We start from the raw sequence: 21,884 nt of genomic DNA on the forward strand, positions 1-21,884 counted from the left end.
AAAGTGATTGAGTATGTATCGCAAATTTGTCAAAAGTAGTTTCGACTTTATTTTTGCGCTTTTTGCACTATTTTTATTTCTTCCCATTCTTTTACTTATCAGTATTTTGATTTTATTTCTTGATAAACTTAATCCCTTTTTCGTGCAAGAACGAGTAGGCAAGAATGCCAAGAGTTTTAGGATCTATAAGTTTAAAACGATGACAGACGCAAAGGATGCTAAAGGAAATCTACTAAATGAAGAGCGTCGCGTCACTCAGCTTGGTAAATGGCTAAGGAAATCTGGTTTAGATGAATTGCCACAGCTTTTTAATATTCTAAAGTTTGAAATGAGTTTTATAGGACCGCGACCTTTACCGGTATATTACATCGATCTTAAAGATAAATTACAACGTGATCGTCATCGCGTTTTACCAGGCATAACAGGATTGGCGCAGATAACTGGCAGGAATTCGCTAAAATGGCCAGAAAAATATCGATTAGATAATTATTATATCGAAAATCAAACCTTCTGGTTAGACTTAAACATCTTTCTAAAGACAATCTATAGTTCCAACGGCTATGATGCTGTAAATTTTGAGAATGTAATTCCTAAAAAGAAAGCAGAATAGAGTATATTTCCTAAAATTAACAATTGGATGAAGAAAATCTGGCTTTCACCACCACATCTTAGCGGTAACGAATTGCAAAAAATTCAGGAGGTTTTTCAGGAAAACTGGATCGCTCCCGTGGGACCTCAGATTGGTGAATTTGAAGCGAGAATTTCTAAGTTTTTGGGTGGAAGCAATTATCAGGTAGCAGCCTTAAATTCTGGGACATCTGCGCTGCATTTGGCATTAAAATTACTAAATATCGAAAAAGGAGATATTGTTCTCTGCCAAAGTTTAAGTTTCGTAGCCTCGGTTAATCCTGTTCTTTATTTGGGTGCAAAGCCGGTTTTTGTAGATAGCGAAAAGGAAACTTATAATTTATCACCCTATTTTTTAGAGCAAGCCATAAAATCTCAAATTGAAAAAGGCAAAAAGCCGAAAGCAATAATCGCCATTCATATATATGGGATGCCTTATAAAGTAGACGAAATTCAACGAATTTCGAATAAGTATGATATTCCGGTGATCGAGGATGCGGCAGAAGCGATGGGAAGTCAGTTCAAAAACAAGCTTTGTGGTAGTTTTGGCGATTTAGCGATATTTTCTTTTAACGGAAATAAAATAATAACTACTTCAGCAGGAGGTGCGCTAGTTTGCAAGAATGAAATTCAGAAGGAAAAAGCGATTTTCTGGGCCACGCAGTCAAAAGAAGCGGCGAGTTTTTATCTTCACAAAGAAATTGGCTTTAATTATAGAATGAGTAATGTTTTAGCGGCAATCGGAATTTCTCAAATCGATGTTTTAAAAAAAAGAGTAGAGAAGAAACGCGAAATTCAGCAATTTTATAGTTCATTTTTAAATGAAGTTGAAGGTTTTAAAGTATATACAGCAGCTTCAGAAGATTTTTATAGTAATCATTGGTTGACTATTCTTGAAATAGATCCTGAAAAATCTCCAATATCGGTCATAGATTTAATGAAAAGATTAGCTGAAAAAAATATTGAAACTCGACGAATTTGGAAACCACTGCACACCCAACCAGTCTTTTCTGAATTTGATTTTTACGGTGAAACAATCGCTGAAGAAATCTTTGAAAAAGGATTATGTTTACCTTCAGGAACTGCAATGACTAAAGCAGATCTTCAATTTATAAAAACCGAACTATTAGCGGCAGTAAAATATGCTTAAACCAGATCTAAAAGAGCAAATTATTTTAATAGGAGAAGCTTCCAAATTTCAGGAAGTTTCTGAATTTATTCAACGAAAATCACCAAAATCGAACATCTTAAATTTCGATAAATATCAGCTTTATTCAGAGGATTTTTTGAATTTTGAGTTTCAAGAAAATAACTGCTCTGTAATTTATATTGAAGAAGTTTATAAATCTGATTTTGGGAAGAAAGCTACTTTTTTAGATAATGCCATTAAAGCAAAAGCAGATCTTTTCACGATTGCGTTTCAGCAGGACCTAAAAACAGATTTCAATTTTAGAGAATTCGAGCTTCAGGATCTTTATAAAATCGAAAAAGTAAGTCCAAGTAAATTTCCGCAGAAAAATAAAAAGTTATTGATTACTGGTGGTGCCGGGTATATCGGTTCAGCTTTGGTTAAATATTATTCAGATTCGTTTTCAGAAATCATAATTGTCGATCAGAGTGAGTCGGCGTTGTTTTTTCTAAAAGAAGAAATCGGTTTTTTATACCCTAATGCTAATATTCGATGTTTTTTAGCCGATGTTACCAACCGGCAAAGAATGACTTCTATATTCGAAGAATTTGAACCAGAAATAGTGATTCATGCAGCAGCTTATAAACATGTGAGTTTACTGGAAAATGAAACGGAGGAAGCGATTAATAATAATATTGCGGGCGCTTATATTTTGTTTTATTTAGCCGAAACTTATAAAGCAGAACAATGTATTTTGCTGTCGACAGATAAAGCGGTAGCGCCAAAATCTGTTATGGGAAAAAGCAAACTTTGGGCAGAAAGATTATGTTTTTGGTTTTCGCAGATTGGAGAGAAGACAACTTTTAAAACGATTCGGTTTGGGAATGTTTTGGGAAGCACCGGCTCGGTTTTACCGGTTTGGCAGAAGCAGATTGAGTGGAAAAATGCTATAAACCTAACCGATGGCGATGCTTCACGATATTTTTTTACGCTTCAGGAGGTATTTAAGCTTACCGATTTTATTTTGGAAAGTGAAAGCTCTGGCCAAATTTTCATTTCCAAAAATGAACAGGGAGTTTCGTTAAATACACTTGCAAATCTTAAGTTGTATAATCAATCTGCCGATATTTTAAGAACAGAATTAAAGCGCGGGGAAAAGAAGCAGGAACAACTTATTGCTAAAAATGAGAAAGAGATTCAACGACATGGTAATTTTTTAATCCTGGAAAATACCGAGATCAATGACGATTTTATGGAACAGCTTAGCGTATTGCTGAGTGATAAAATTTCGCCAGAGGAGAAAAAAGCTATTCTCGAAAATTATAAGATTTAGGCAAAAAGCTCCTTACTTTTTTCTATAATCGGCTTTAGCATTTCAATTTCTTTCGACTTCAGTTTAATATGCTGTAATTTTTCTAGATGTTCCATGCGATGCGCATCACTACTTATGTAATCGATCATCTGATTTTCGAGTAATTTGAAAGCCATTTTCTGGATGCCTTTTCCGTAGTGTTCAGAAAGTGAGAGCATATTCAGCTGGAAATAACAACCTCTATTTTTTAGATCTGTGTATTTTTTTAGATCTGCGGAATGATTAAATCCATAACGCTCTGGATGGGCTAGAATTAATACGTGACCCTTATTTTGAAGTTTAAAGATGATTTCTTTAAGGTTAATGGGAGCTTGTAAAAAAGACATCTCAACCAGACTGAAGTTTCCTGAAATTTTTAGGAGTTCCTCATCATCAAGTTTTTCCATTAGTGATTGATCCATCATATATTCTGCAGCTGCTGAATTCTTTATATCAGGATGCTGTGCTGATTGCAACTCTGCTAGTGCAGCGTGGATAGTTTCAGGAGTATTAGGATGATAATCATTCATCACATGGGGGGTGTGCACAAAACTGGTTACACCAAATTCCCCAAATTTTTTAAGTAGCTGAAGGCTAGTCTCAACATCTGGCGAACCGTCGTCGATCCCCGGTAAAATATGATTATGAAAGTCGGTAAAACCTTCTATCAGATCCACGAAAAAATATTTCTTCGAAAAGAATGAAAACATCTAAATTACTTTTTTCGAAAATTACCATGTTTTTACCACATCAGCAAGTAAAAAAAACTTCAATATTATGATATTTGAAAGCAATTGAGTAATTGTTTTAAATAAAACTAAATTTTCACCAATTTAACTTAAAAAAATATTAATTTGGTGTCCCTTTAAATCTTATTGCATTAAATGATGGTTTTAGCGGTCATTTGAAATTATGAACACTTCATCAAAATTACATATACTTCTTTTCGGTTTTATTTCGGAAACCGAGATACTTCTCAGCGCTTTAAAAAAAGAAGCCAATTACTATATTTCTCAGTGTACCGGATTAGATTCTCTAAAAAGAATTTTAATTGAAAATTGCGATTTTGATATTCTGGTATTGCAATTAAATTACAAAGAATCTAATGTAGATGAAATATTAGATTTTGTAACGGATCGAAAGGAATTTCCTGTTCTAATTGTTACCAATTGTAGAGTTAGAAGGTACGCTTATGAATCTTTTGCAAGAGGCATAGAAGACTATATGCATATAGCTGAAGTAAATCCATCTTCTTTAAAACGTAGTATAGATTTCACAATTAAGCGTAAATTCTACAAATGTCAAATAGAGCGATCTGAGAATAATTATAAAACGCTTTTTTATTTTTCGCCGCTCCCTATGTGGGTGTTGGATCGCCAGAGCTTAAAATTTTTGAGTGTCAATCAGGCAGCTATTAATCACTACGGCTATTCAGAAGGAGAATTTTTACAAAAATCTGCAAATGATATATGGCAGGTGGAAGAGGAGAAAGAAATATTCTTGGTCAAAAGAAAAAGAAGCGATGAGTTTTTTAAAGATACAATTGTTCATAGAAAAAAAGACGGACAATTAATTCGAGTTAACTTTCACAGTACACCCATTGATTATGATGGGAAGACTGCTAGGTTAACGCTTGCCAGGGATGTAACAGAGAATGTAAAAATAAAAAAAGCTCTTGAAAATAGCGAAGAACGCTTTAAAGCTTTGGTTCAGGAAGGTGGTGATCTAATTGCTATTCTAGACGAAAATTTAAAGTATACCTATTTAAGTCCCGGTAGTGAAAACGTTTTGCATTACAAACTTGAAGATATTATCACTGAAAGTTTTGTCAGTCATGTGCATCCTGAGGATCAGTCTTTCATAACAACTTTTCTCCGTGGAATAAAAAATGAACCTAATAAAAAAGTCAGTCTTCCGTTCTATAGGTTTATCGACGGTACCGGTTATTGTCGTTTTATCGAGACAAAAGTCACTAATCTTTTAGATTATGCCCCTGTAAATGGTATAGTGATTAACAGTAGAGATGTAACCGATTTGGTAGAACAAAGAAACCGACTTTCAGAAAGTTTATCGGGATATGAAATTATTTCAGAAGCTACAAGTGATATTATTACTGATTATAATATTGAAAGTGAGAATGTGAAAGTTTCTAAGGCGATTTACAAAGTTTGTGGATATGATCATAGAGAGGTGATGAAGAAAGAATTTCGATATTGGTGGAATGAAAATATTCATCCGGAGGATCGTCTTCATGTAATAGATAAAATTAAAAAAGTAATACGTTCTGGAGAGCGAACATTCCAGTTAGAATATCGCTTTAAATGTGCAGACGGATTTTATAAGGTTTTTTTAGATCGTAGTTATATTGTTTATGATTCAGATGGAAATGCCGAAAGAATTATAGGGTCGAAACAGGATATTACGCAGCAAAAGGAACATTTAAAACAGATTGAAAAGAGAAATCGCAAACTAGAAGAAATAGCCTGGCAGCAGTCACACATGGTAAGAGCACCACTCGCAAAGATAATGGGATTAGTGCAACTTATAAAGCATGACAAAAAAAATGTTGCAGAAAATGAAGATTTGTTAGAAAAATTATTAAATTCCGCAGATGATTTGGATGCTATCGTTAGAAAAATAGCTGAGAAAACATACGATAATTAGATTTACGCCCACAAATCTATTTAAAAATTTTAATCTTAACCTACGCTTATGTTAGAGGTCATACTAGTGGATGACGATGATATTGTTTTGATGATGCAGAAAAAGATGGTTTTAAGATGCGGAATAGCTTCTAAACCGGTAGCTTTTAAAAGCGCGACAGAAACGCTAAATTACTTAAATCATCCCCAAAATATTAATAATCCTGAAAAACGCTATTTAATTCTACTTGACATAAATATGCCAAAAATGAATGGCTGGGAATTTTTAGATGAACTTAAAAATCATCCATTAAAAGATAATTTCAATGTCATAATGGTGACTTCTTCTATTGATCGAAAAGACCGTTTGAAAGCTAAAAGCTACCAAAGAGTAATAGATTATATAGAGAAACCAGTTACTATCAAGCATTGCAATACATTAAAGAAGCTTGAGCCTATTAGTGAATTTTTTTAGGCATATCAATACTTTTTTCTAAAGGATGTGCTTCCTCAATTTTTTCGAATGCCCATTGCTCGTCCTCTCGATCTAGCTCTAATTCATCCTGTACATTTACAGCTCTAGGTTCGTAATGTAATTTTATATACATAGGAAAGTGATCACTGCCAATACTTTTTTCTCTCGCAATATCTATTAGTGTAAAGTCTTTTGAATGGAATACATGATCTAAAGGCCACCGTAGTAAAGGGTAACCTGTATGAAATGTATTAAAAAATCCTCGACCAATTCTTGGATCCATTAGTCCGCTCATTTCCTGAAACAATTTTGTTGTTCTAGACCAGGCAACATCATTCAAATCTCCAAATACTAAAACTTTTCTATCTTCCGGAGTAATATCTCTTCCCAGCATTAAAATTTCAGCATCTCGGTTCGTTGAAGTGTAACTTTCCGTAGGACTCGGAGGCATAGGATGCAGACAATGAATTTTAACGAATTCACCATTCCTCAATTTTACGAAACCATGTATCGATGGAATATCGTCTTGTACCAGATAATGTACATCAGTATCTACTAATTCCAATTTTGAATATAGGTGCATTCCATAAAGATTATCTAATGGCACCTTTACGGTATATTTATAGCGGTCTTCAATTTCTTCCAGTGCTTTCTCCCATCTTTTGTCACTTTCCAACGTCAATAAAATATCAGGGTCACGTTCTTTAACCAAAGCAACAAGCTTTTCAGGATGCTTATTAGTGGTTAGTACGTTGCTAACAAGAATTGAAATTGCGCCATTTGTTTCCTTTCCTTTAAATTTTACCACTTGTCTTCTAGATAGATAGGTGTAAGGATATACTTTGAAAAATTGATGTACAAGGCTCAATACTAAAAATCCAGCACCCACATAGTGCCATGTTTTGGAGAAATCATAAAAGTATCCACATAACAGCAGAACTACAATCAGACTAAAAGAGATCTGTATTCTTGGAAAATCAAAACCACGAATCCACCATTGATCAAACCTTGTGATTGAAGCTATGGAAGGAATTAAGAAAAGAATATTTAAACAAAGAATTATAATTTCAGCGGTTTCCATGCTGATAGTCGATTTTTAGCTTTCGAAGCCGGTTTTTGTAGATTCTTTTCAAATTTCTAATTATTCAGGAAAATTAGAAAGTATTTAAGAAAAGAATAACGTAAAGATAAAATGGAAGGACTAATAATCCTGAGTTTTTTCAAATTAAGAAAGTTATGAAATGTTCAATTTTAATTCTGTCGAAAAAAGCGTAAATTTAAGCTATGAAGAAGAAAGATAAAATGAAGGAAAAGGGATTTGTATTTAAAAAGTACGAAGAACCCAACATCACTCCTTTTGAAAAACTCTTTGAGATTTTTAAGGAATTGATCACTCATACCTCGGGTGATTTAGATGAAGCGCTCGACTGGTTGTACCAACTAGACGAAGAATATAAACTTACCGACGATGATTATACCATCGAAGATTTTATCGAAGATCTGAAACAAAAGGGATATATCAAAGAAGAGCTTGATCCCGATGGTGATGGGGAAGGCGACGGTTCTGGAAGTTTAAAGATTACCTCAAAAACCGAAAGAGCGATTCGTAAGCAGGCTTTAGATCAGATTTTCGGAAAAATGCGTAAATCAAATTCCGGAAATCATAGAACAAGTCACGTAGGACGCGGCGATGAGCATACCGGAGATTTTAGGGATTATCAGTTTGGGGATTCTTTAGACCGAATTTCAATGACCGAAAGTTTACGAAATGCTCAAATTAATCATGGTATTGGTGATTTTAATATGAGTCATGATGATTTGGTAGTCGAAGAAACACACTACAAATCTCAAATGAGCACGGTCCTCATGATCGACCTTAGTCATAGTATGATTCTATACGGGGAAGATCGTATCACTCCGGCTAAAAAAGTGGCGATGGCTTTAGCAGAACTTATTACGACGCGTTATCCAAAAGATACTTTGGATATCATCGTTTTTGGGAATGATGCCTGGCCGGTTTCAATAGCCGATTTGCCATATTTGAAAGTAGGGCCTTATCATACGAACACTGTAGATGGTTTGAAATTAGCGATGGATATTTTGCGAAGAAAACGAAATACCAACAAGCAAATTTTTATGATTACCGATGGGAAACCAAGTTGTATTAGAGAGCGCGATGGGAGTTATTATAAAAACAGTATGGGATTAGATCCATATATTGTGGATAAGTGCTACAACATGGCGCAGCAAGCAAGAAAATTGCAAATTCCTATTACGACTTTTATGATTGCTCAAGATCCTTATTTGATGCAATTTATTCGAGAATTTACACAAGCTAATCAAGGGAAGGCATTTTACACCGGTTTGCAAGGTTTAGGAGAAATGATTTTTGAAGATTACGAAACAAACAGAAAAAAAAGAATTAGAGGCTAAAAGAAAAAGAAGATATGAATATTGAGAATTTGAAAACATTAGGAGATTTAAAATCTTCAGGATATAAAAGCAAGGGAATAAAAGATGAACTTCGCGATAATTTAATTGAAAAAATTAAAAAAAATGAGCCAGCTTTTACCGGAATTCATGGGTACGATGATACCGTAATTCCAGAATTAGAAAGAGCAGTTCTTTCGAAGCATAACATCAATTTACTGGGATTACGAGGCCAAGCTAAAACAAGATTAGCCCGTCTCATGGTAAGTTTATTAGATGAATATATTCCAGTGGTAGAAGGTTCTGAAATTAATGACGATCCTTTAAAACCAATCTCTAGATATGCTAAAGAAGCTATTGCTGAAAAAGGAGAGAATACACCAATTAACTGGATTCATCGAGATGAGCGGTTCTTCGAAAAACTGGCAACACCAGATGTAACAGTAGCCGATTTAATTGGAGATGTAGATCCTATAAAAGCAGCAAATTTAAAATTGAGTTATGCCGACGATCGTGTGATCCATTTTGGGATGATTCCGAGAGCTAACCGAAGTATTTTTGTAATCAACGAATTACCCGATTTACAGGCAAGAATTCAGGTCGCACTTTTCAATATACTTCAGGAAGGAGATATTCAAATACGAGGATTTAAATTAAGATTGCCTTTAGACATGCAATTTGTGTTTACCGCAAACCCTGAAGATTACACCAATCGTGGTAGTATAGTAACGCCATTAAAAGATAGAATAGGTTCTCAGATTCTTACACATTATCCGGAAACTATTGAAATCGCAAAAACCATAACACAACAAGAAGCAAAGTTAGACTCCAGACAAACCGATATGGTTCATGTTCCAGAACTTGCGAAAGATCTTTTGGAACAAATTGGATTTGAAGCTCGCGAAAGTGAATTTATAGATGAAAAAAGTGGTATTAGTGCAAGGATGAGTATTACTGCTTACGAAAATCTGTTAAGTAGTGCAGAACGTCGTAGCCTTAAAAATGGAGAAGACAAAACCTTATTAAGATTTGGTGATTTTATGGGAGTAATTCCTGCTGTAACCGGGAAAGTAGAATTGGTATACGAAGGAGAACAAGAAGGTGCTGCGGCCGTAGCAACGCAACTAATTGGCGATGCCGTAAAAACCTTATTCCCAGATTACTTTCCAAAGATCGAGAAATTGCAAAAGCCAGACGATCAAACGCCGTATGACGATTTGGTAGAATGGTTTTTTGAACAAACTGGATTTGAGTTGCCAGACAATCTAACTGATGAAGAATACAAGCAAAAGTTAGATGAGGTAACACCTTTAAACAAGCTTATCGAAAAATATCAGCCAGAAATGGCTAAAGAAGATTCTTATTTTCTCAAAGAATTTTTGCTTTGGGGATTAGTAGAATTTAAGAAGCTTAGTAAGCAACGATACACAAAAGGAATTCAATTTAATGATCTTTACGGAAGTTATATTAGCGGATTGTAATTATTGATATTGAAATAAAATAAATAAAAGCCCGATTTCACTAAAAATCGGGCTTTTCTTTTTTTGATATTATGAAAATCTCACATTTTTTCAGCAAAAAGGAGGTTTTAGTTTTTTATATGTTCTTATTTGTATACTTTTATCACATCTTTTAAGGAAAAACATGAAGAGTATTAAATTAAATAACGGTTCTAAAATTACTTCTACGATAGGAGCTGCTATTTCTATGATTATTACTCGCACAATTATTACCCCTTTGGGGTAATTTGTATAGCTTTCCGTCCGCAATCACACACGTTTTTCAACGAAACTCAAAATCTTTTATTTCAACTTTTAAACCATTCTTATGAATATCCTAAAATTCGGAGGATCTTCTTTAGCCTCTCCGGAGCGAATCAAACTTGTAGCCGAAACTGTAAAAAAGCATGTGCAACAAGATAAAACCATTGCGGTATTTTCTGCATTTGGAGGCGTGACTAACGATCTTTTAAAAATGGCTGCGTTAGCTGCTACAGAAGATTTAGCATACAAAGAAATTCTTGCACAAAACGAAAAGCGACATTTAGATGCGGTAAAAGAACTTATTCCGATTCAGAATCAAAGCGGAGTTCTAAGCAAAGTAAAAACTGAATTCAATAGATTAGAAACACTTTACGAAGGTGTTTATTTATTGAATGAGTTATCCAATAAAACCAAACATGTGGTTTCTAGTTTTGGTGAAATTCTTTCTTCTTTAATTATTGCTGAATATTTTAAAAGTCTAGCTACAGATGCAGCCTTAGTTGATTCTAGAGAATTGATTGTTTGTAAAAACGATAATGAAAAAATTCAGCTGAATTATGAAATTACCAATAATAATATAACTGAATATTTTAAAGAAAACGATGCAAGCTTATTTATAGTTCCTGGATTTGTTGCTAAAAACGAACAAGGAGTACCAAGTACATTAGGAAGAGGAGGTAGTGATTTTACAGCTGCTATTTTTGGTGGAGCTCTAGATGTTGCTAGTGTGTTTATTTATACCGATGTTAACGGAATGTACACCGCTAATCCAAATGTAGTGCATCAAGCATATCCACTTCAAAATATATCGTATCAAGAAGCGATGGAGCTTTCACATTTTGGGGCGAAAGTATTATATCCGCCAACACTTCAACCGCTTCTGGACAAAGGAATTCAAATTCATATAAAAAACACGTTTTCACCAGATGAGTCCGGTACTTTAATTTCAAAATCCAGTAAAGAAAACTTTAGATGGGTAACAGGAATTACGCATATCGATGATATTAAATTATTGAATATCGAAGGTAGCGGAATGGTTGGTATTCCAGGTTTTTCGAAACGTTTCTTCGAAACCTTGTATCAGAAGAATATCAATGTTGTTTTGATCACACAGGCATCATCAGAACATAGTATTTGTGTGGCTGTAAAAGATGAAGAGGCAGAAGCAGCTAAAGAAGCTTTAGATGAAGCTTTCGCTGTTGAAATCGATTATCAGAAAATTAAACCTGTAGAAATAGAAGGTAATGTAGCGATTATTGCTTTGGTTGGCGATCGTATGAAGAGTCACCATGGATTAAGCGGTAAAATGTTCAGCGCACTAGGTAATAATAATATTAATATTAGAGCGATTGCGCAAGGATCTTCAGAGCGTAATATATCAGCTATCATTGCTAAGAAAGATATTAATAAGGCGCTAAATACGCTTCATGAGCAGTTTTTCGAAGTGCCTTCTAAAGAGCTAAACTTATTTATTACCGGGGTAGGAAATGTAGGTAGTAAATTATTGGCGCAGCTAGAGAAACAGGAACAATATTTACTTGAAAAATTAAGACTGAAAGTCCGCGTTCTTGGTTTATCAAATTCTCGAAAAATGGCTTTTGATGAAAACGGACTAGATTTAAGCAATTGGGAAGAAGCCTTAGATAATGGTGAAAAAGCAAGTAAGCACGACTTTTTTAACCGAGTTAAAGAATTCAACCTTAGAAATAGCATTTTCGTTGATAATACGGCTAGTGCTGAAATTTCAAAATGGTATAAAGAGTATTTAGCAAACTCTATTGCAGTTGTTACCTGTAATAAAATTGCAGCAGCAGATGATTTGGTGAATTACCAGAATTTGCAGCATCTTTCTAGAGAATATGGTGCATCTTTTCTGTATGAAACCAATGTAGGCGCAGGATTACCAATTATCGATACTCTTAAAAATCTAATTGCTTCAGGAGATAGAATTCATAAAATCCAGGCCGTACTTTCGGGAAGTTTAAATTTTGTGTTTAATACCTATAACGGAACCGATCCATTCTACAAAACAGTAGAACAAGCGATGGAAGAAGGTTATACCGAACCAGATCCTAAAATCGATTTAAGTGGAGTAGACGTTGCCCGTAAAATTTTGATTCTTGCTCGTGAAAGTGGATTAAAAATGGAGCTTAGCGATATTGAAAATAAAAGCTTCCTTTCTGAAGAAAGCTTGAATACAGAAAACAATGAGGATTTCTTTAAATTACTTCAAGAAGATGAAAGTAAATTTAAAGCGATTTACGATGATACAGCTAAAGAAGGAGCGCAATTAAAATATGTAGCGCAATTAGAAGATGGTAAAGCTTCCGTTGGATTGCAAAAAGTAGATGCAGAGCATCCTTTTTATAATCTTAGTGGTAGCGATAATATTGTATTATTCTTTACCGATCGTTATAGCGTACAACCACTAATCGTAAAAGGAGCAGGAGCTGGTGCCGATGTAACGGCTTCAGGAATCTTTGCCGATGTTATACGAATAGGTAAAAAATAGAGATGGAAGAAATAAAAGTTTTTGCACCGGCAACGGTTGCTAATCTTTCCTGCGGATTCGATGTTTTAGGCTGTTGCCTGGATAATGTTGGGGACGAGATGATCGTTAAAAAAAATGATCTTAGAAAACTTCGAATTACTAAGCTAGAAGGTCAGGATCTTCCTATGGAAATCGATCAAAACGTGGCAGGAGTAGCGGTACAGGCAATGCTTGAAAAGCTAGGATCTGATGAAGGTTTTGATATCGAGATTTATAAAAAAATAAAAGCAGGAAGCGGAATTGGCAGTAGTGCTGCCAGTTCTGCCGGTGCTGTTTTTGCCGTAAATAAATTATTAGGTTCTCCATTTAAAAATGTAGAATTATTGCCTTTCGCGATGGAAGGGGAGCGTTTGGCTAGTGGAAATGCGCATGCCGATAATGTTGCACCTGCTTTGTTGGGTGGTTTTACTCTAGTAAAAAGTTATCATCCATTAGAGGTGCTATCTCTACCTTCTCCGGAAGAGCTGAATGTGGTTATTCTTCATCCTCAAATTGAAGTGAAAACTAAAGATTCTCGCGCAATTATTAAGCGGAATATTAGTTTGGATAAAGCAGTAAGCCAATGGGGAAACCTTGGGGCTTTAGTGAGTGCTTTATATACTAATGATTACGAATTATTGGGGAGAAGTCTTAAAGATGAAATTGTAGAACCTATCCGGTCTATTTTAATACCGTATTTCGATGAAATTAAGGCACTTTCTTTAGAGAGTGGTGCATTGGGATTTGGTATTTCTGGTTCCGGACCATCGGTTTACGCAATGTGTCGTGGCCGTGAGCAAGCTGAAAATGTAAAACATCAGATTGCTGAATTTATGGAAAAACAAAGTATAACTTACGATCTTCATTTATCAAAAATTAATCCTGAAGGAGTTAAAATATTATAGAAAAAATGAACTATTTTAGTCTGAATAATAGAAGCCATTCTTCCAGTTTCGAGAATGCTGTAATTAGAGGTCTGGCACCAGATAAAGGATTATACTTTCCTGAAAATATTGAAAAATTACCAGATTCTTTTTTTAAAGAACTTCCTAATTTACCACAAACTGAAGTTGCTTATCAGGCAATTAAGCAATTTGTAGGTGATGAAATTCCAGAAAAAGAACTTAAAGAAATTATTGCTACAACTTTAGATTTTGAATTTCCGATAGTTCACGTAAAAGATAACGTTTATACTTTAGAGCTTTTTCATGGGCCAACATTGGCTTTTAAAGATGTAGGAGCTCGTTTTATGGCGGGAAGTTTAGGTTATTTTATTACCAAAAATGAAGTTGGGAAAGTAACTGTACTTGTTGCAACATCTGGAGATACCGGTGGTGCAGTGGCCAATGGCTTTTTAGGGGTAGAGGGAATCGATGTCGTGATTTTGTATCCTAAAGGTAAAGTGAGTAAAATTCAGGAAAAACAATTAACTACGCTTGGGCAAAATATAACTGCTTTAGAAATTGATGGTGCTTTCGATTTATGCCAGGATATGGTAAAACAGGCCTTTTTAGACGAAGAAATTCAATCCCAACGCCAGTTAACTTCAGCAAATTCAATTAACGTTGCTCGTTGGCTTCCGCAGATGTTTTATTACTTTTTAGCGTATCGCCAGTTATCTTCCGAAGGAAAAGATATTGTTTTCTCTGTGCCTAGTGGAAATTTTGGAAATATTTGTGCCGGTATGGTTGCAAAAGCGTTAGGCTTGCCGATTAAACATTTTATCGCTTCTAATAACGCCAATAGAACAATCACCGATTATTTAGAAACCGGTACTTACAAACCAAAACCAAGTGTTTCGACTATTTCGAACGCGATGGATATTGGGAATCCAAGTAATTTTGTGCGAATTTTAGAGTTATTTCATAATGAATACGGAAATGTAAAAGAAAACCTAACTAGCTTTAGTTATGATGATGAGGTTACAAAGCAAGCTATGGATTCGGTTTACAAAGAAACGGGTTACGTAATGGATCCACACGGAGCGGTTGGTTATCTCGGTTTACAAGAGTATTTTAAAACACATCCTAATGAAGTTGGTGCATTTTTAGAAACGGCACATCCTTGTAAATTTAGAGAAACTGTTCAGGATGCTATTGGGAAAGAAATCGAAATTCCAGATTCAATTCAAGCAGTTCTCGATAAAGAGAAAAAAGCTATTTCAATTAAAAATTACGCAGATTTAAAAGCCTTCTTGCTAAAGTAGAAATCTTAATTTAGGTAAATTTTAAGCATTTTTTAATGCTTGTAAATTGATGACAAATTGAGCATTCCATATCTTTAATGTATCAAATGGAAACATTGAAACTTATGGAAAATAAAATTGTAATTATTACAGGAGCAGCCCTTGGATTAGGTTATGCGGCTGCTGAAGAATTAGCTTCTAAAAAGGCTAAACTGGCTTTAGTGGATTATAATGAAAAAGCTTTAGCAGAAGCCGAGGAAAAGTTGAAAGAGCAGTTTTCTGGTGTTGAAATATTAAAGATAAGCGCTGATGTTTCTAAAGAAGATCAGGTCAAAGCTTACGTGGATAAAACAGTAGAGAAATATGGAAGAATTGATGCTTTTTATAACAATGCGGGAATAGAAGGCAAACAAGCTTTAATGGCCGATTACGACATGAATGTGTTTAAAACCGTAATCGATATTAACCTTATGGGCGTTTATTATGGAATGCGCTATGTACTTCCTGTCATGAAAAAGCAGGGGTACGGACGTATCGTAAATGTAGCTTCTGTTGGTGGAATACGTGGAGTTATGAATCAATCACCTTATGTTGCCAGTAAACATGCGGTAAGCGGGATGACAAAGAATGCTGCGTTAGAGTATGGGCAGTTTGGTATTCTAACCAATGCTATTGCGCCCGGAGCAATTTTAACCCCTATGGTAGCTGGATCTTTTAAACAGGTAAATCCAAACGATCCAAAAGCTGCGGAAACTGAATATGCAAGTCGCAACCCTACCAGAGCTTTAGGTGATCCTAAGGATGTAGCCAAAGTAGTTTCTTTTTTTCTAAGTGAAGATAATGGTTATGTTAATGGACAGGTAGTCGCCATCGATGGTGGAGAATCAAATATGTACGGGACTTCATAATTTTAGGAAGTAAAGACTCTAATTTAAAAAGCCTTTCCAAATTAATAGAAAGGCTTTTTATTGTTAAGCTTTTAAATCTTAATATTTTGTAGATTCACCTTCAGCTGGTAAGCTGTTTTTTATAAATGCTCGAATATCGTCGTTTGCAGTTTTAAGGTCATCTTTTCGTAAATACATCATATGTCCGCTTTCATAACCTTTAAAAGATAATCTGTCTTTCATTTTACCGCTAGGATCCAATTGCCACATGCTGTATTTAGCATTAAAATACGTACAAGCACCATCAAAATATCCTGATTGGATCATCACATCTAAATTTGGATTTTGAGCCATAGCTTGTCTTAAATTCTCGCCTGTATTGTTACGTGTGCGATCCCAAGGATGTACCGGTCCAAACATAAAATATTTAAGATCGGTTTTGAAATTCAAATCTTCACGTAGATAATAGTTTATAGCCGGCGTAAAAGAATGTAACCAGGAAGTTAACTCAGCATTATAATCTGGATAATTGCCAGTTTCTTTGCGGTCGATTCCTAAATAGCGAGAATCCAAACGCCCCACAGTAAAACCATCATCTCTTCTTAATTCTTTCCAGAATGCACCAATTGGTAGTTCTAAATTATTCTGAAGAAACACTTTTTTATCGATGCTGGAGTAATACTCCATTTTTTCAGCAATAGTATTTTTTGTTTCTTCGGAAGTAAATCCACCTTTGACTAAAACAGGAAGAACTTCATTAATACTGTAAGATTCCACTTCTTCTAAAAGCTCGTGGAGCGATTTGCTCTGTAATTCCTGCGGAAGCAATTTGTGATACCATGCCGTAGCAGCAAAATATGGTAAACGATTTGCGACTTCAACAGGACCTTCTCGATCAATTCCAAGCTCGGTTGGTGATACCAAAATAACGCCGTTTAAATACATCCATTGGTTATTCTGAAGTTCTAAGGCCAATCCTGAAACTCTTGTAGTTCCGTAGCTTTCACCAATTAAATATTTAGGAGACAACCAACAATTGTTTCTGGTAACAAAAGTATTTAACCATTCCGCTAAATAACTAATATCTGCATTTACACCAAAGAATTTACTTTTATCAACTTTTCCGTCTTTATCCGGAATTGGGCGAGAATAACCTGTGTTTACAGGGTTTACATAAACGATATCGGCAACATCTAAAATAGAATGTGGATTTTCTTTTATCCCGTAAGGCTGTACCGGAAATCCTTCATCATCAATTTTTAAGATTCTAGGGCCGGTGTACGCAATATGCATCCAAACTGAAGCCGAACCAGGACCACCATTAAAAGAGATCACTAAAGGTCGATTTTCGGTATTTTTAATATCTTTTCTTTTATAATAGGTATAGTATAAACTGGCAATTGGAATTCCAGATTTATCCCATACCGGCTGCATGCCTGTAGTTGCTGAATAATCAATATTTTTACCATTAATTGTCACAGAGTGGTTAGTTACAACGGTCGTATCTACCGGTACTTTTACTTGTTGAGCAAAAGAAATGCTTGCAATAAGCGTGAAAAAGAGTGTACAAATTTTCTTCATCAGTAATTTGATTGTTTAGGGTTACTCCCTAAAATTACTGCTATTTACTTTAGCTTGCAAAAAATGCCCGTTTTTGGTCGAAAATGCTCATGATTTTTGCTAAAAACAACCAAAACGGAGGATGAAAATATTGATACTATTAAATGTCTTCAGTTTATATAGAAAGTAAGCTATTTAAGTGATTGATGTTTGAAGGATTACCAAAAATGTAAATTAAATCGCCTCTTTTTATTTTAGTTTTCGGAGTAATCTCCGTCAAATATTGGGTATCGCGTTTGATTGCAAGAACGGTAACCCCGTAATTCTTAGCTATTCCAGATTGTTCCAGTGTTTTACCAACAATGTTTTTATTTTTTTGCTGAACACTAAGCGTGGCAATTTCTTTATTTGGAATGTTGAGATGATGCAGGGCAGGGTTATGTGGCTTATCTTTAATTTTGGTAAGCATCTCGTAATCTGCTGAACGTATACTACTCGTAAAATCAACAATCTCATCATAAGGAACTAAATACTTTTTAAGCACACGCGTAAAAATTTCTATAGAAGTTTCGAAATCTGCCGGGATCACTTCGTCTGCACCAACACGCAGGTTTTCTTCAATTTCTTTCACTTGTCTAGTTCTAACGATAATAAAAGCCGTCTGCGTAAACAGTCTTATGGAGCTAATTATTTTTTTAGTCGCTGTAGCATCAGATATGGCTATTACCACAACACGACTTTCCTGAATATGGATATGTTTTAGAATAACCGAATTGGTTGCATCTCCAAAAACAATAGGTTCGTTGTTTCGTTTTGCGTTTTCAAAAGATTCAGGATCGATATCCACAATAACATAAGGAATATCTGCGCTTCTAGCTGCCTTTGCAATATTTTCTCCATTGGTACCATAACCGATAATTACAATATGATCGCTTAAGTTTTCTTCTGAAAATTGCTCTTCAGATTGCGTGTTTTTCTTGATGTTGGATAAGCGATGGCGAACGGCAGATGGTATTGGCGCTTTTAAAATTCCGTAGGTAAGTTTAGAAGCATTCATAATTAAAAATGGTGTTAGCGCCATGCTTAAAATTGAAATTGCTAAAAAATACTGATAAACATTATCCGGGAGTATTCCGTTTTCTAAACCAACACTAGATAGTAGTAAGGAAAATTCACCTACCTGAAATAGACTAAACAACGTTAGAAATATCGTTCTTGGCTTGTACTTTAGCACCAAAACGGTAATTCCAATCACCAACATTTTCAGTAAAACAACTCCTAGTACTAAAAGCAGAATATAACCAATATTTGAGAAAAAGAACTTCAGATCTAAAAGTGTACCTACAGAGATAAAAAAGAAACTGATAAAGATCTCCCGAAAGGGAAGCACATTAGCAGTTGCCTGATGGCTATAATCAGATTCAGAAATAATAAGTCCGGCAAAAAACGCACCCAAAGCAAGTGACAAGCCCACTGAACTGGTTAGCCAGGCAATCGCAAAACAAAAAACCACAACGGTGAGAATAAATAATTCCTGATTTTTAGTTTTAACCACCCACCCAAGAACTTTAGGAACTACATATTTTGCCAGGAGTAAAATTACCACTAAAACCAATGCAATTTTACCTACTAGTATCCCAATGGTCATTAAAATATTATCAGCTTTTCCCGCTAATATTGGAGTTAGCAGCATCATGGGAACAACAATAATATCCTGGAATATTAGTATCCCAATACTAATTCTTCCGTGAGGTGAGGTAATCTCGCCACGTTGTTGGAATAATTTTAAGACAATTGCTGTACTACTTAGAGAGAACAGAAAGCCAAGGAATATAGAAGTATTTAAAGGCAGCCCTAAAACCTGAGCTGCTAACGCCGTAAATAAAATTGTACCCCCAACTTGCAGACCCCCGCCAATAAAAATGGTGTTTTTAATTGCAGCCAGGCCTTTTAGCGAAAGTTCTATCCCAATTACGAAGAGTAAGAAAATAATACCAATTTCACTTAGTAATTCTACTTCGTGCCCATTGCTTATCAAATTAAAAGCATGCGGGCCGGCAATGATTCCTGCTAATAAAAAGCCTAGGATGCTCGGGATTTTTATTTTCTGAATAACTAGAATAATAAGCACAGATAATCCCAGAATAACAACAATATCTTGTAAAATAGGGATTTCCATAGCAGATTGGGTTAGGTTAGTTTTCTGGTAATTTAGCTGAATTAAATGGAAAAAAAAAGCTGCTTAAAATTGATCTTTCAACTATCCAATTTTAGATAGTAAAGAAAAATTCTAAGCAGCAATAATTCAGTCTTTTGCAGACTAAAATTTAATTTTTAAGCCATGCTTTTCTAAGTTCAACTTTAGGACTTCCGGCTGGTAAATCTATTTCTGTAATCGAAGTTTCTTCAGTTTGTGGCTGTGAAGTTGTGGCAGTTAAAGTCATTTCTTCACCGTCTCGTTCTACGACAAATTCAACTTCTTTTCCTTCTTCCCAAGATCTAGAACTATTAATAAGCGCATATACATTTTGGATTGTATATTCAGTCCCGTCAATTTTTTTAATAACGTCACCACCTTTTACACCTAATTCTTCTAGAAAGCTATTCAATTTAATTCCTTCTCTAAAGAATAATTCTTGTGAAGTTGGTTCGCCATCGATATATGGCACTTTTCCATGTAGAAAATATCCTGTATTTACCATTTTCGATTGCTCTTCTAATCCAACTTTAGCGAAAAACTCTTCGTACGGAATTGGTGTTTCACCGGTAATATAACTGTCGAAGAAATTCTGAATTTCAGGATAAGTTAATTCAACAATATCACCTATTAAATCTTCATCGTTAAACGGTTTATCTTTACCGTATTTTTCGCTTAGTTTCTTCATAAGATCCAGAATGCCCATTTCGCCATTACTAAGTTCTCTTAGTCTAATGTCTAAAGCCATTCCAATAAGCGCACCTTTTTGATATACGTTGTAATAACTATCTTCATATTCTTCAGAAAGAATATTTTCACTCATCACTGTAAAAGGTACCGTATCATCAAAATTCATCGAAGATTTGATCTTATCGGCCATACGGTCGTAGAAATCCTGATTATTGATTAAACCTTGATTTACCTGAAAAAGATTAGCGAAATATTCAGTAACTCCTTCATACATCCATAAATGCTGAGACATTTTAGGATCATTATAATCAAAATAATGAATCTCGTTAGAATGAACGCTCAATGGAGTTACGATATGGAAGAATTCGTGAGAAACCACATCCTTCATACTTTCATCAAGTTGCTCGTTCGTCATTGTTTCAGGAAGTACAACTACTGTACTGGTGTGATGCTCTAAAGCACCGAAACCACGAGCATCTGGAGCTTCAAGATTGGATAAGTAAAGCAATATTGCATATTTTTTAGTGTCGTTTATGTCACCTAAAAATTGCTTTTGTGCACTAATCATTTTTTGAATGCCCGGCTTGATATCTTGTGCAGAAAATTTACCCGATGGAGAATAAACATCCAAAAGAACTTTCATGCCCTCTACATCAAAACTAGTGGTATCTGGTTTCGCATACATGATCGGGTGATCGGTAACTTCAAAATAGCGACCAACATTAAAAATATCTGTACTGAAATTATCATCGGCATCTTCGTTTTGCGTTTGAGCAGTTAAAGATGTTCCCGCGATTAGACCGTCTGGGCGCATAATTTCAATACGATAAGGCTCTTCCTGAAGCGTATTAAAATACCCTATAAATCCATGTAAATTCAGCATGAAATTATTAGAAGCGTCGATATTGGTACCTGATGGAGAAAAAACTCCTTCTTCACCTTCAACATCGTAACTGTCATTCACTTCGTAACTCACCTTGTCTAAGCTTTTAGCGTCGCTTATTATCCAGGTATTATCATCGTCATGAGAAAACTGAAGTTCGTTACCGTCGTAATCGTAGGCTTTAAAATTTTCTACGAATTTACCGTAGTTATCGGTAGAGTAGGTGCCTGGAACGGTTTTCGGAATAAAAAAGCTAATTTCTCCAGTGGTGATTTTAGCAGGATCTACAACAACTTTTACTTTGTCTTCTCCTACATTTACCAGATCTAATTTAGCAATAACCGGCTGATCTTTAGAGCCTAGGTTTTGAGTGGTCTTACATGAGTACAAACTGGCCAGTAAAGCCGCTGTATACAGTATTTTCTTCATTGTATTATTTTCTTTCCTATTTAGACTATTAATAACCCAAATTGTTACATTTTATTATAATTTCTTTTTGGGCAGAGATATAAAAAAGGGTGACTGCGAAGTCACC

16 protein-coding genes are annotated in these 21,884 nt (G+C 35.0%); 11 read left to right on the forward strand and 5 right to left on the reverse strand.

Annotated features, from left to right (window positions below):
• Positions 1–13 precede the first annotated feature (13 nt).
• Genes QWY91_RS02040 through QWY91_RS02050 form a run of 3 tightly spaced genes read left to right on the forward strand, consistent with a single transcriptional unit; the run spans position 14 to position 3,089 of the window.
• On the forward strand, positions 14–610 hold the full coding sequence (locus QWY91_RS02040; protein WP_290231210.1) for a sugar transferase: 597 nt from the start codon (positions 14–16) through the stop codon (positions 608–610).
• Between the two features lie 27 nt (positions 611–637).
• A complete protein-coding gene (locus QWY91_RS02045) occupies positions 638–1,777 on the forward strand; it encodes a DegT/DnrJ/EryC1/StrS family aminotransferase (RefSeq protein WP_290231212.1) in 1,140 nt (379 codons plus the stop codon).
• Positions 1,770–3,089, forward strand: a complete 1,320-nt coding sequence (locus tag QWY91_RS02050; RefSeq protein WP_290231214.1) for a polysaccharide biosynthesis protein — start codon at positions 1,770–1,772, stop codon at positions 3,087–3,089. The genes QWY91_RS02045 and QWY91_RS02050 overlap by 8 nt, the downstream gene beginning before the upstream one ends.
• Here the strand turns inward: QWY91_RS02050 and QWY91_RS02055 are convergent.
• Positions 3,086–3,784 (reverse strand): tyrosine-protein phosphatase, encoded by a 699-nt coding sequence (locus QWY91_RS02055; protein WP_290231216.1) that lies wholly within the window; start codon positions 3,782–3,784, stop codon positions 3,086–3,088. The genes QWY91_RS02050 and QWY91_RS02055 overlap by 4 nt on opposite strands.
• Positions 3,785–4,019: 235 nt before the next feature.
• Between QWY91_RS02055 and QWY91_RS02060 the strand changes: the two genes are divergently transcribed.
• Positions 4,020–5,771 (forward strand): PAS domain-containing protein, encoded by a 1,752-nt coding sequence (locus QWY91_RS02060; RefSeq protein WP_290231218.1) that lies wholly within the window; start codon positions 4,020–4,022, stop codon positions 5,769–5,771.
• Between the two features lie 48 nt (positions 5,772–5,819).
• Positions 5,820–6,224: a response regulator gene (locus QWY91_RS02065; RefSeq protein ID WP_290231220.1), complete on the forward strand. Its 405-nt coding sequence runs from the start codon at positions 5,820–5,822 to the stop codon at positions 6,222–6,224.
• On the opposite strand, the gene QWY91_RS02070 is transcribed toward QWY91_RS02065, so the two are convergent.
• Positions 6,208–7,305, reverse strand: coding sequence for an endonuclease/exonuclease/phosphatase family protein (locus QWY91_RS02070; RefSeq protein ID WP_290231222.1), 1,098 nt, complete (start codon positions 7,303–7,305; stop codon positions 6,208–6,210). The genes QWY91_RS02065 and QWY91_RS02070 overlap by 17 nt on opposite strands.
• 203 nt (positions 7,306–7,508) lie before the next feature.
• Here QWY91_RS02070 and QWY91_RS02075 point away from each other — a divergent pair, with 203 nt between their 5' ends.
• The 6 genes from QWY91_RS02075 (at position 7,509) to QWY91_RS02100 (ending at position 16,040) form a co-directional block, all read left to right on the forward strand.
• Complete coding sequence (locus QWY91_RS02075) at positions 7,509–8,657, forward strand: vWA domain-containing protein (protein WP_290231223.1); 1,149 nt, start codon at positions 7,509–7,511, stop codon at positions 8,655–8,657.
• 14 nt (positions 8,658–8,671) lie between these two features.
• Entirely contained in the window at positions 8,672–10,135 is a 1,464-nt protein-coding gene (locus QWY91_RS02080) for a magnesium chelatase (RefSeq protein WP_290231226.1), read from the forward strand.
• Positions 10,136–10,481: 346 nt separating this feature from the next.
• A complete protein-coding gene (gene thrA / locus QWY91_RS02085) occupies positions 10,482–12,929 on the forward strand; it encodes a bifunctional aspartate kinase/homoserine dehydrogenase I (RefSeq protein WP_290231228.1) in 2,448 nt (815 codons plus the stop codon).
• A 2-nt stretch (positions 12,930–12,931) separates the two neighbouring features.
• Complete coding sequence (locus QWY91_RS02090; protein ID WP_290231229.1) at positions 12,932–13,852, forward strand: homoserine kinase; 921 nt, start codon at positions 12,932–12,934, stop codon at positions 13,850–13,852.
• Positions 13,853–13,857: 5 nt separating this feature from the next.
• On the forward strand, positions 13,858–15,153 hold the full coding sequence (thrC, locus tag QWY91_RS02095; RefSeq protein WP_290231231.1) for a threonine synthase: 1,296 nt from the start codon (positions 13,858–13,860) through the stop codon (positions 15,151–15,153).
• Positions 15,154–15,257: 104 nt separating this feature from the next.
• The gene (locus QWY91_RS02100) at positions 15,258–16,040 is read left to right on the forward strand and encodes an SDR family oxidoreductase (RefSeq protein ID WP_290231233.1); all 783 of its coding nucleotides are present in this window, start codon (positions 15,258–15,260) and stop codon (positions 16,038–16,040) included.
• Between the two features lie 78 nt (positions 16,041–16,118).
• Here QWY91_RS02100 and QWY91_RS02105 read toward each other — a convergent pair whose 3' ends face one another.
• The 3 genes from QWY91_RS02105 to QWY91_RS02115 all read right to left on the reverse strand — a co-directional run bounded on the left by QWY91_RS02105 (position 16,119) and on the right by QWY91_RS02115 (position 21,778).
• Complete coding sequence (locus tag QWY91_RS02105) at positions 16,119–17,600, reverse strand: S10 family peptidase (RefSeq protein WP_290231235.1); 1,482 nt, start codon at positions 17,598–17,600, stop codon at positions 16,119–16,121.
• 154 nt (positions 17,601–17,754) lie between these two features.
• Positions 17,755–19,758: a monovalent cation:proton antiporter family protein gene (locus tag QWY91_RS02110; protein WP_290231237.1), complete on the reverse strand. Its 2,004-nt coding sequence runs from the start codon at positions 19,756–19,758 to the stop codon at positions 17,755–17,757.
• A gap of 148 nt (positions 19,759–19,906) precedes the next feature.
• Positions 19,907–21,778 carry a M61 family metallopeptidase gene (locus QWY91_RS02115; protein WP_290231239.1) on the reverse strand — a complete coding sequence of 624 codons (1,872 nt, stop codon included), beginning with the start codon at positions 21,776–21,778 and terminating at the stop codon, positions 19,907–19,909.
• Positions 21,779–21,884: the final 106 nt, after the last annotated feature.

It is taken from the genome of Zunongwangia endophytica, assembly GCF_030409505.1.
Classification (GTDB): domain Bacteria; phylum Bacteroidota; class Bacteroidia; order Flavobacteriales; family Flavobacteriaceae; genus Zunongwangia; species Zunongwangia endophytica.

Coding starts and splice junctions, on each gene's coding strand:
- QWY91_RS02040 (WP_290231210.1), top strand. CDS start 14: ATGTATCGCAAATTTGTCAAAAGTAGTTTCGACTTTATTTTTGCGCTT.
- QWY91_RS02045 (WP_290231212.1), top strand. CDS start 638: ATGAAGAAAATCTGGCTTTCACCACCACATCTTAGCGGTAACGAATTG.
- QWY91_RS02050 (WP_290231214.1), top strand. CDS start 1,770: ATGCTTAAACCAGATCTAAAAGAGCAAATTATTTTAATAGGAGAAGCT.
- QWY91_RS02060 (WP_290231218.1), top strand. CDS start 4,020: ATGAACACTTCATCAAAATTACATATACTTCTTTTCGGTTTTATTTCG.
- QWY91_RS02065 (WP_290231220.1), top strand. CDS start 5,820: ATGTTAGAGGTCATACTAGTGGATGACGATGATATTGTTTTGATGATG.
- QWY91_RS02070 (WP_290231222.1), bottom strand. CDS start 7,305: ATGGAAACCGCTGAAATTATAATTCTTTGTTTAAATATTCTTTTCTTA.
- QWY91_RS02075 (WP_290231223.1), top strand. CDS start 7,509: ATGAAGAAGAAAGATAAAATGAAGGAAAAGGGATTTGTATTTAAAAAG.
- QWY91_RS02080 (WP_290231226.1), top strand. CDS start 8,672: ATGAATATTGAGAATTTGAAAACATTAGGAGATTTAAAATCTTCAGGA.
- thrA (WP_290231228.1), top strand. CDS start 10,482: ATGAATATCCTAAAATTCGGAGGATCTTCTTTAGCCTCTCCGGAGCGA.
- QWY91_RS02090 (WP_290231229.1), top strand. CDS start 12,932: ATGGAAGAAATAAAAGTTTTTGCACCGGCAACGGTTGCTAATCTTTCC.
- thrC (WP_290231231.1), top strand. CDS start 13,858: ATGAACTATTTTAGTCTGAATAATAGAAGCCATTCTTCCAGTTTCGAG.
- QWY91_RS02100 (WP_290231233.1), top strand. CDS start 15,258: ATGGAAAATAAAATTGTAATTATTACAGGAGCAGCCCTTGGATTAGGT.
- QWY91_RS02105 (WP_290231235.1), bottom strand. CDS start 17,600: ATGAAGAAAATTTGTACACTCTTTTTCACGCTTATTGCAAGCATTTCT.
- QWY91_RS02110 (WP_290231237.1), bottom strand. CDS start 19,758: ATGGAAATCCCTATTTTACAAGATATTGTTGTTATTCTGGGATTATCT.
- QWY91_RS02115 (WP_290231239.1), bottom strand. CDS start 21,778: ATGAAGAAAATACTGTATACAGCGGCTTTACTGGCCAGTTTGTACTCA.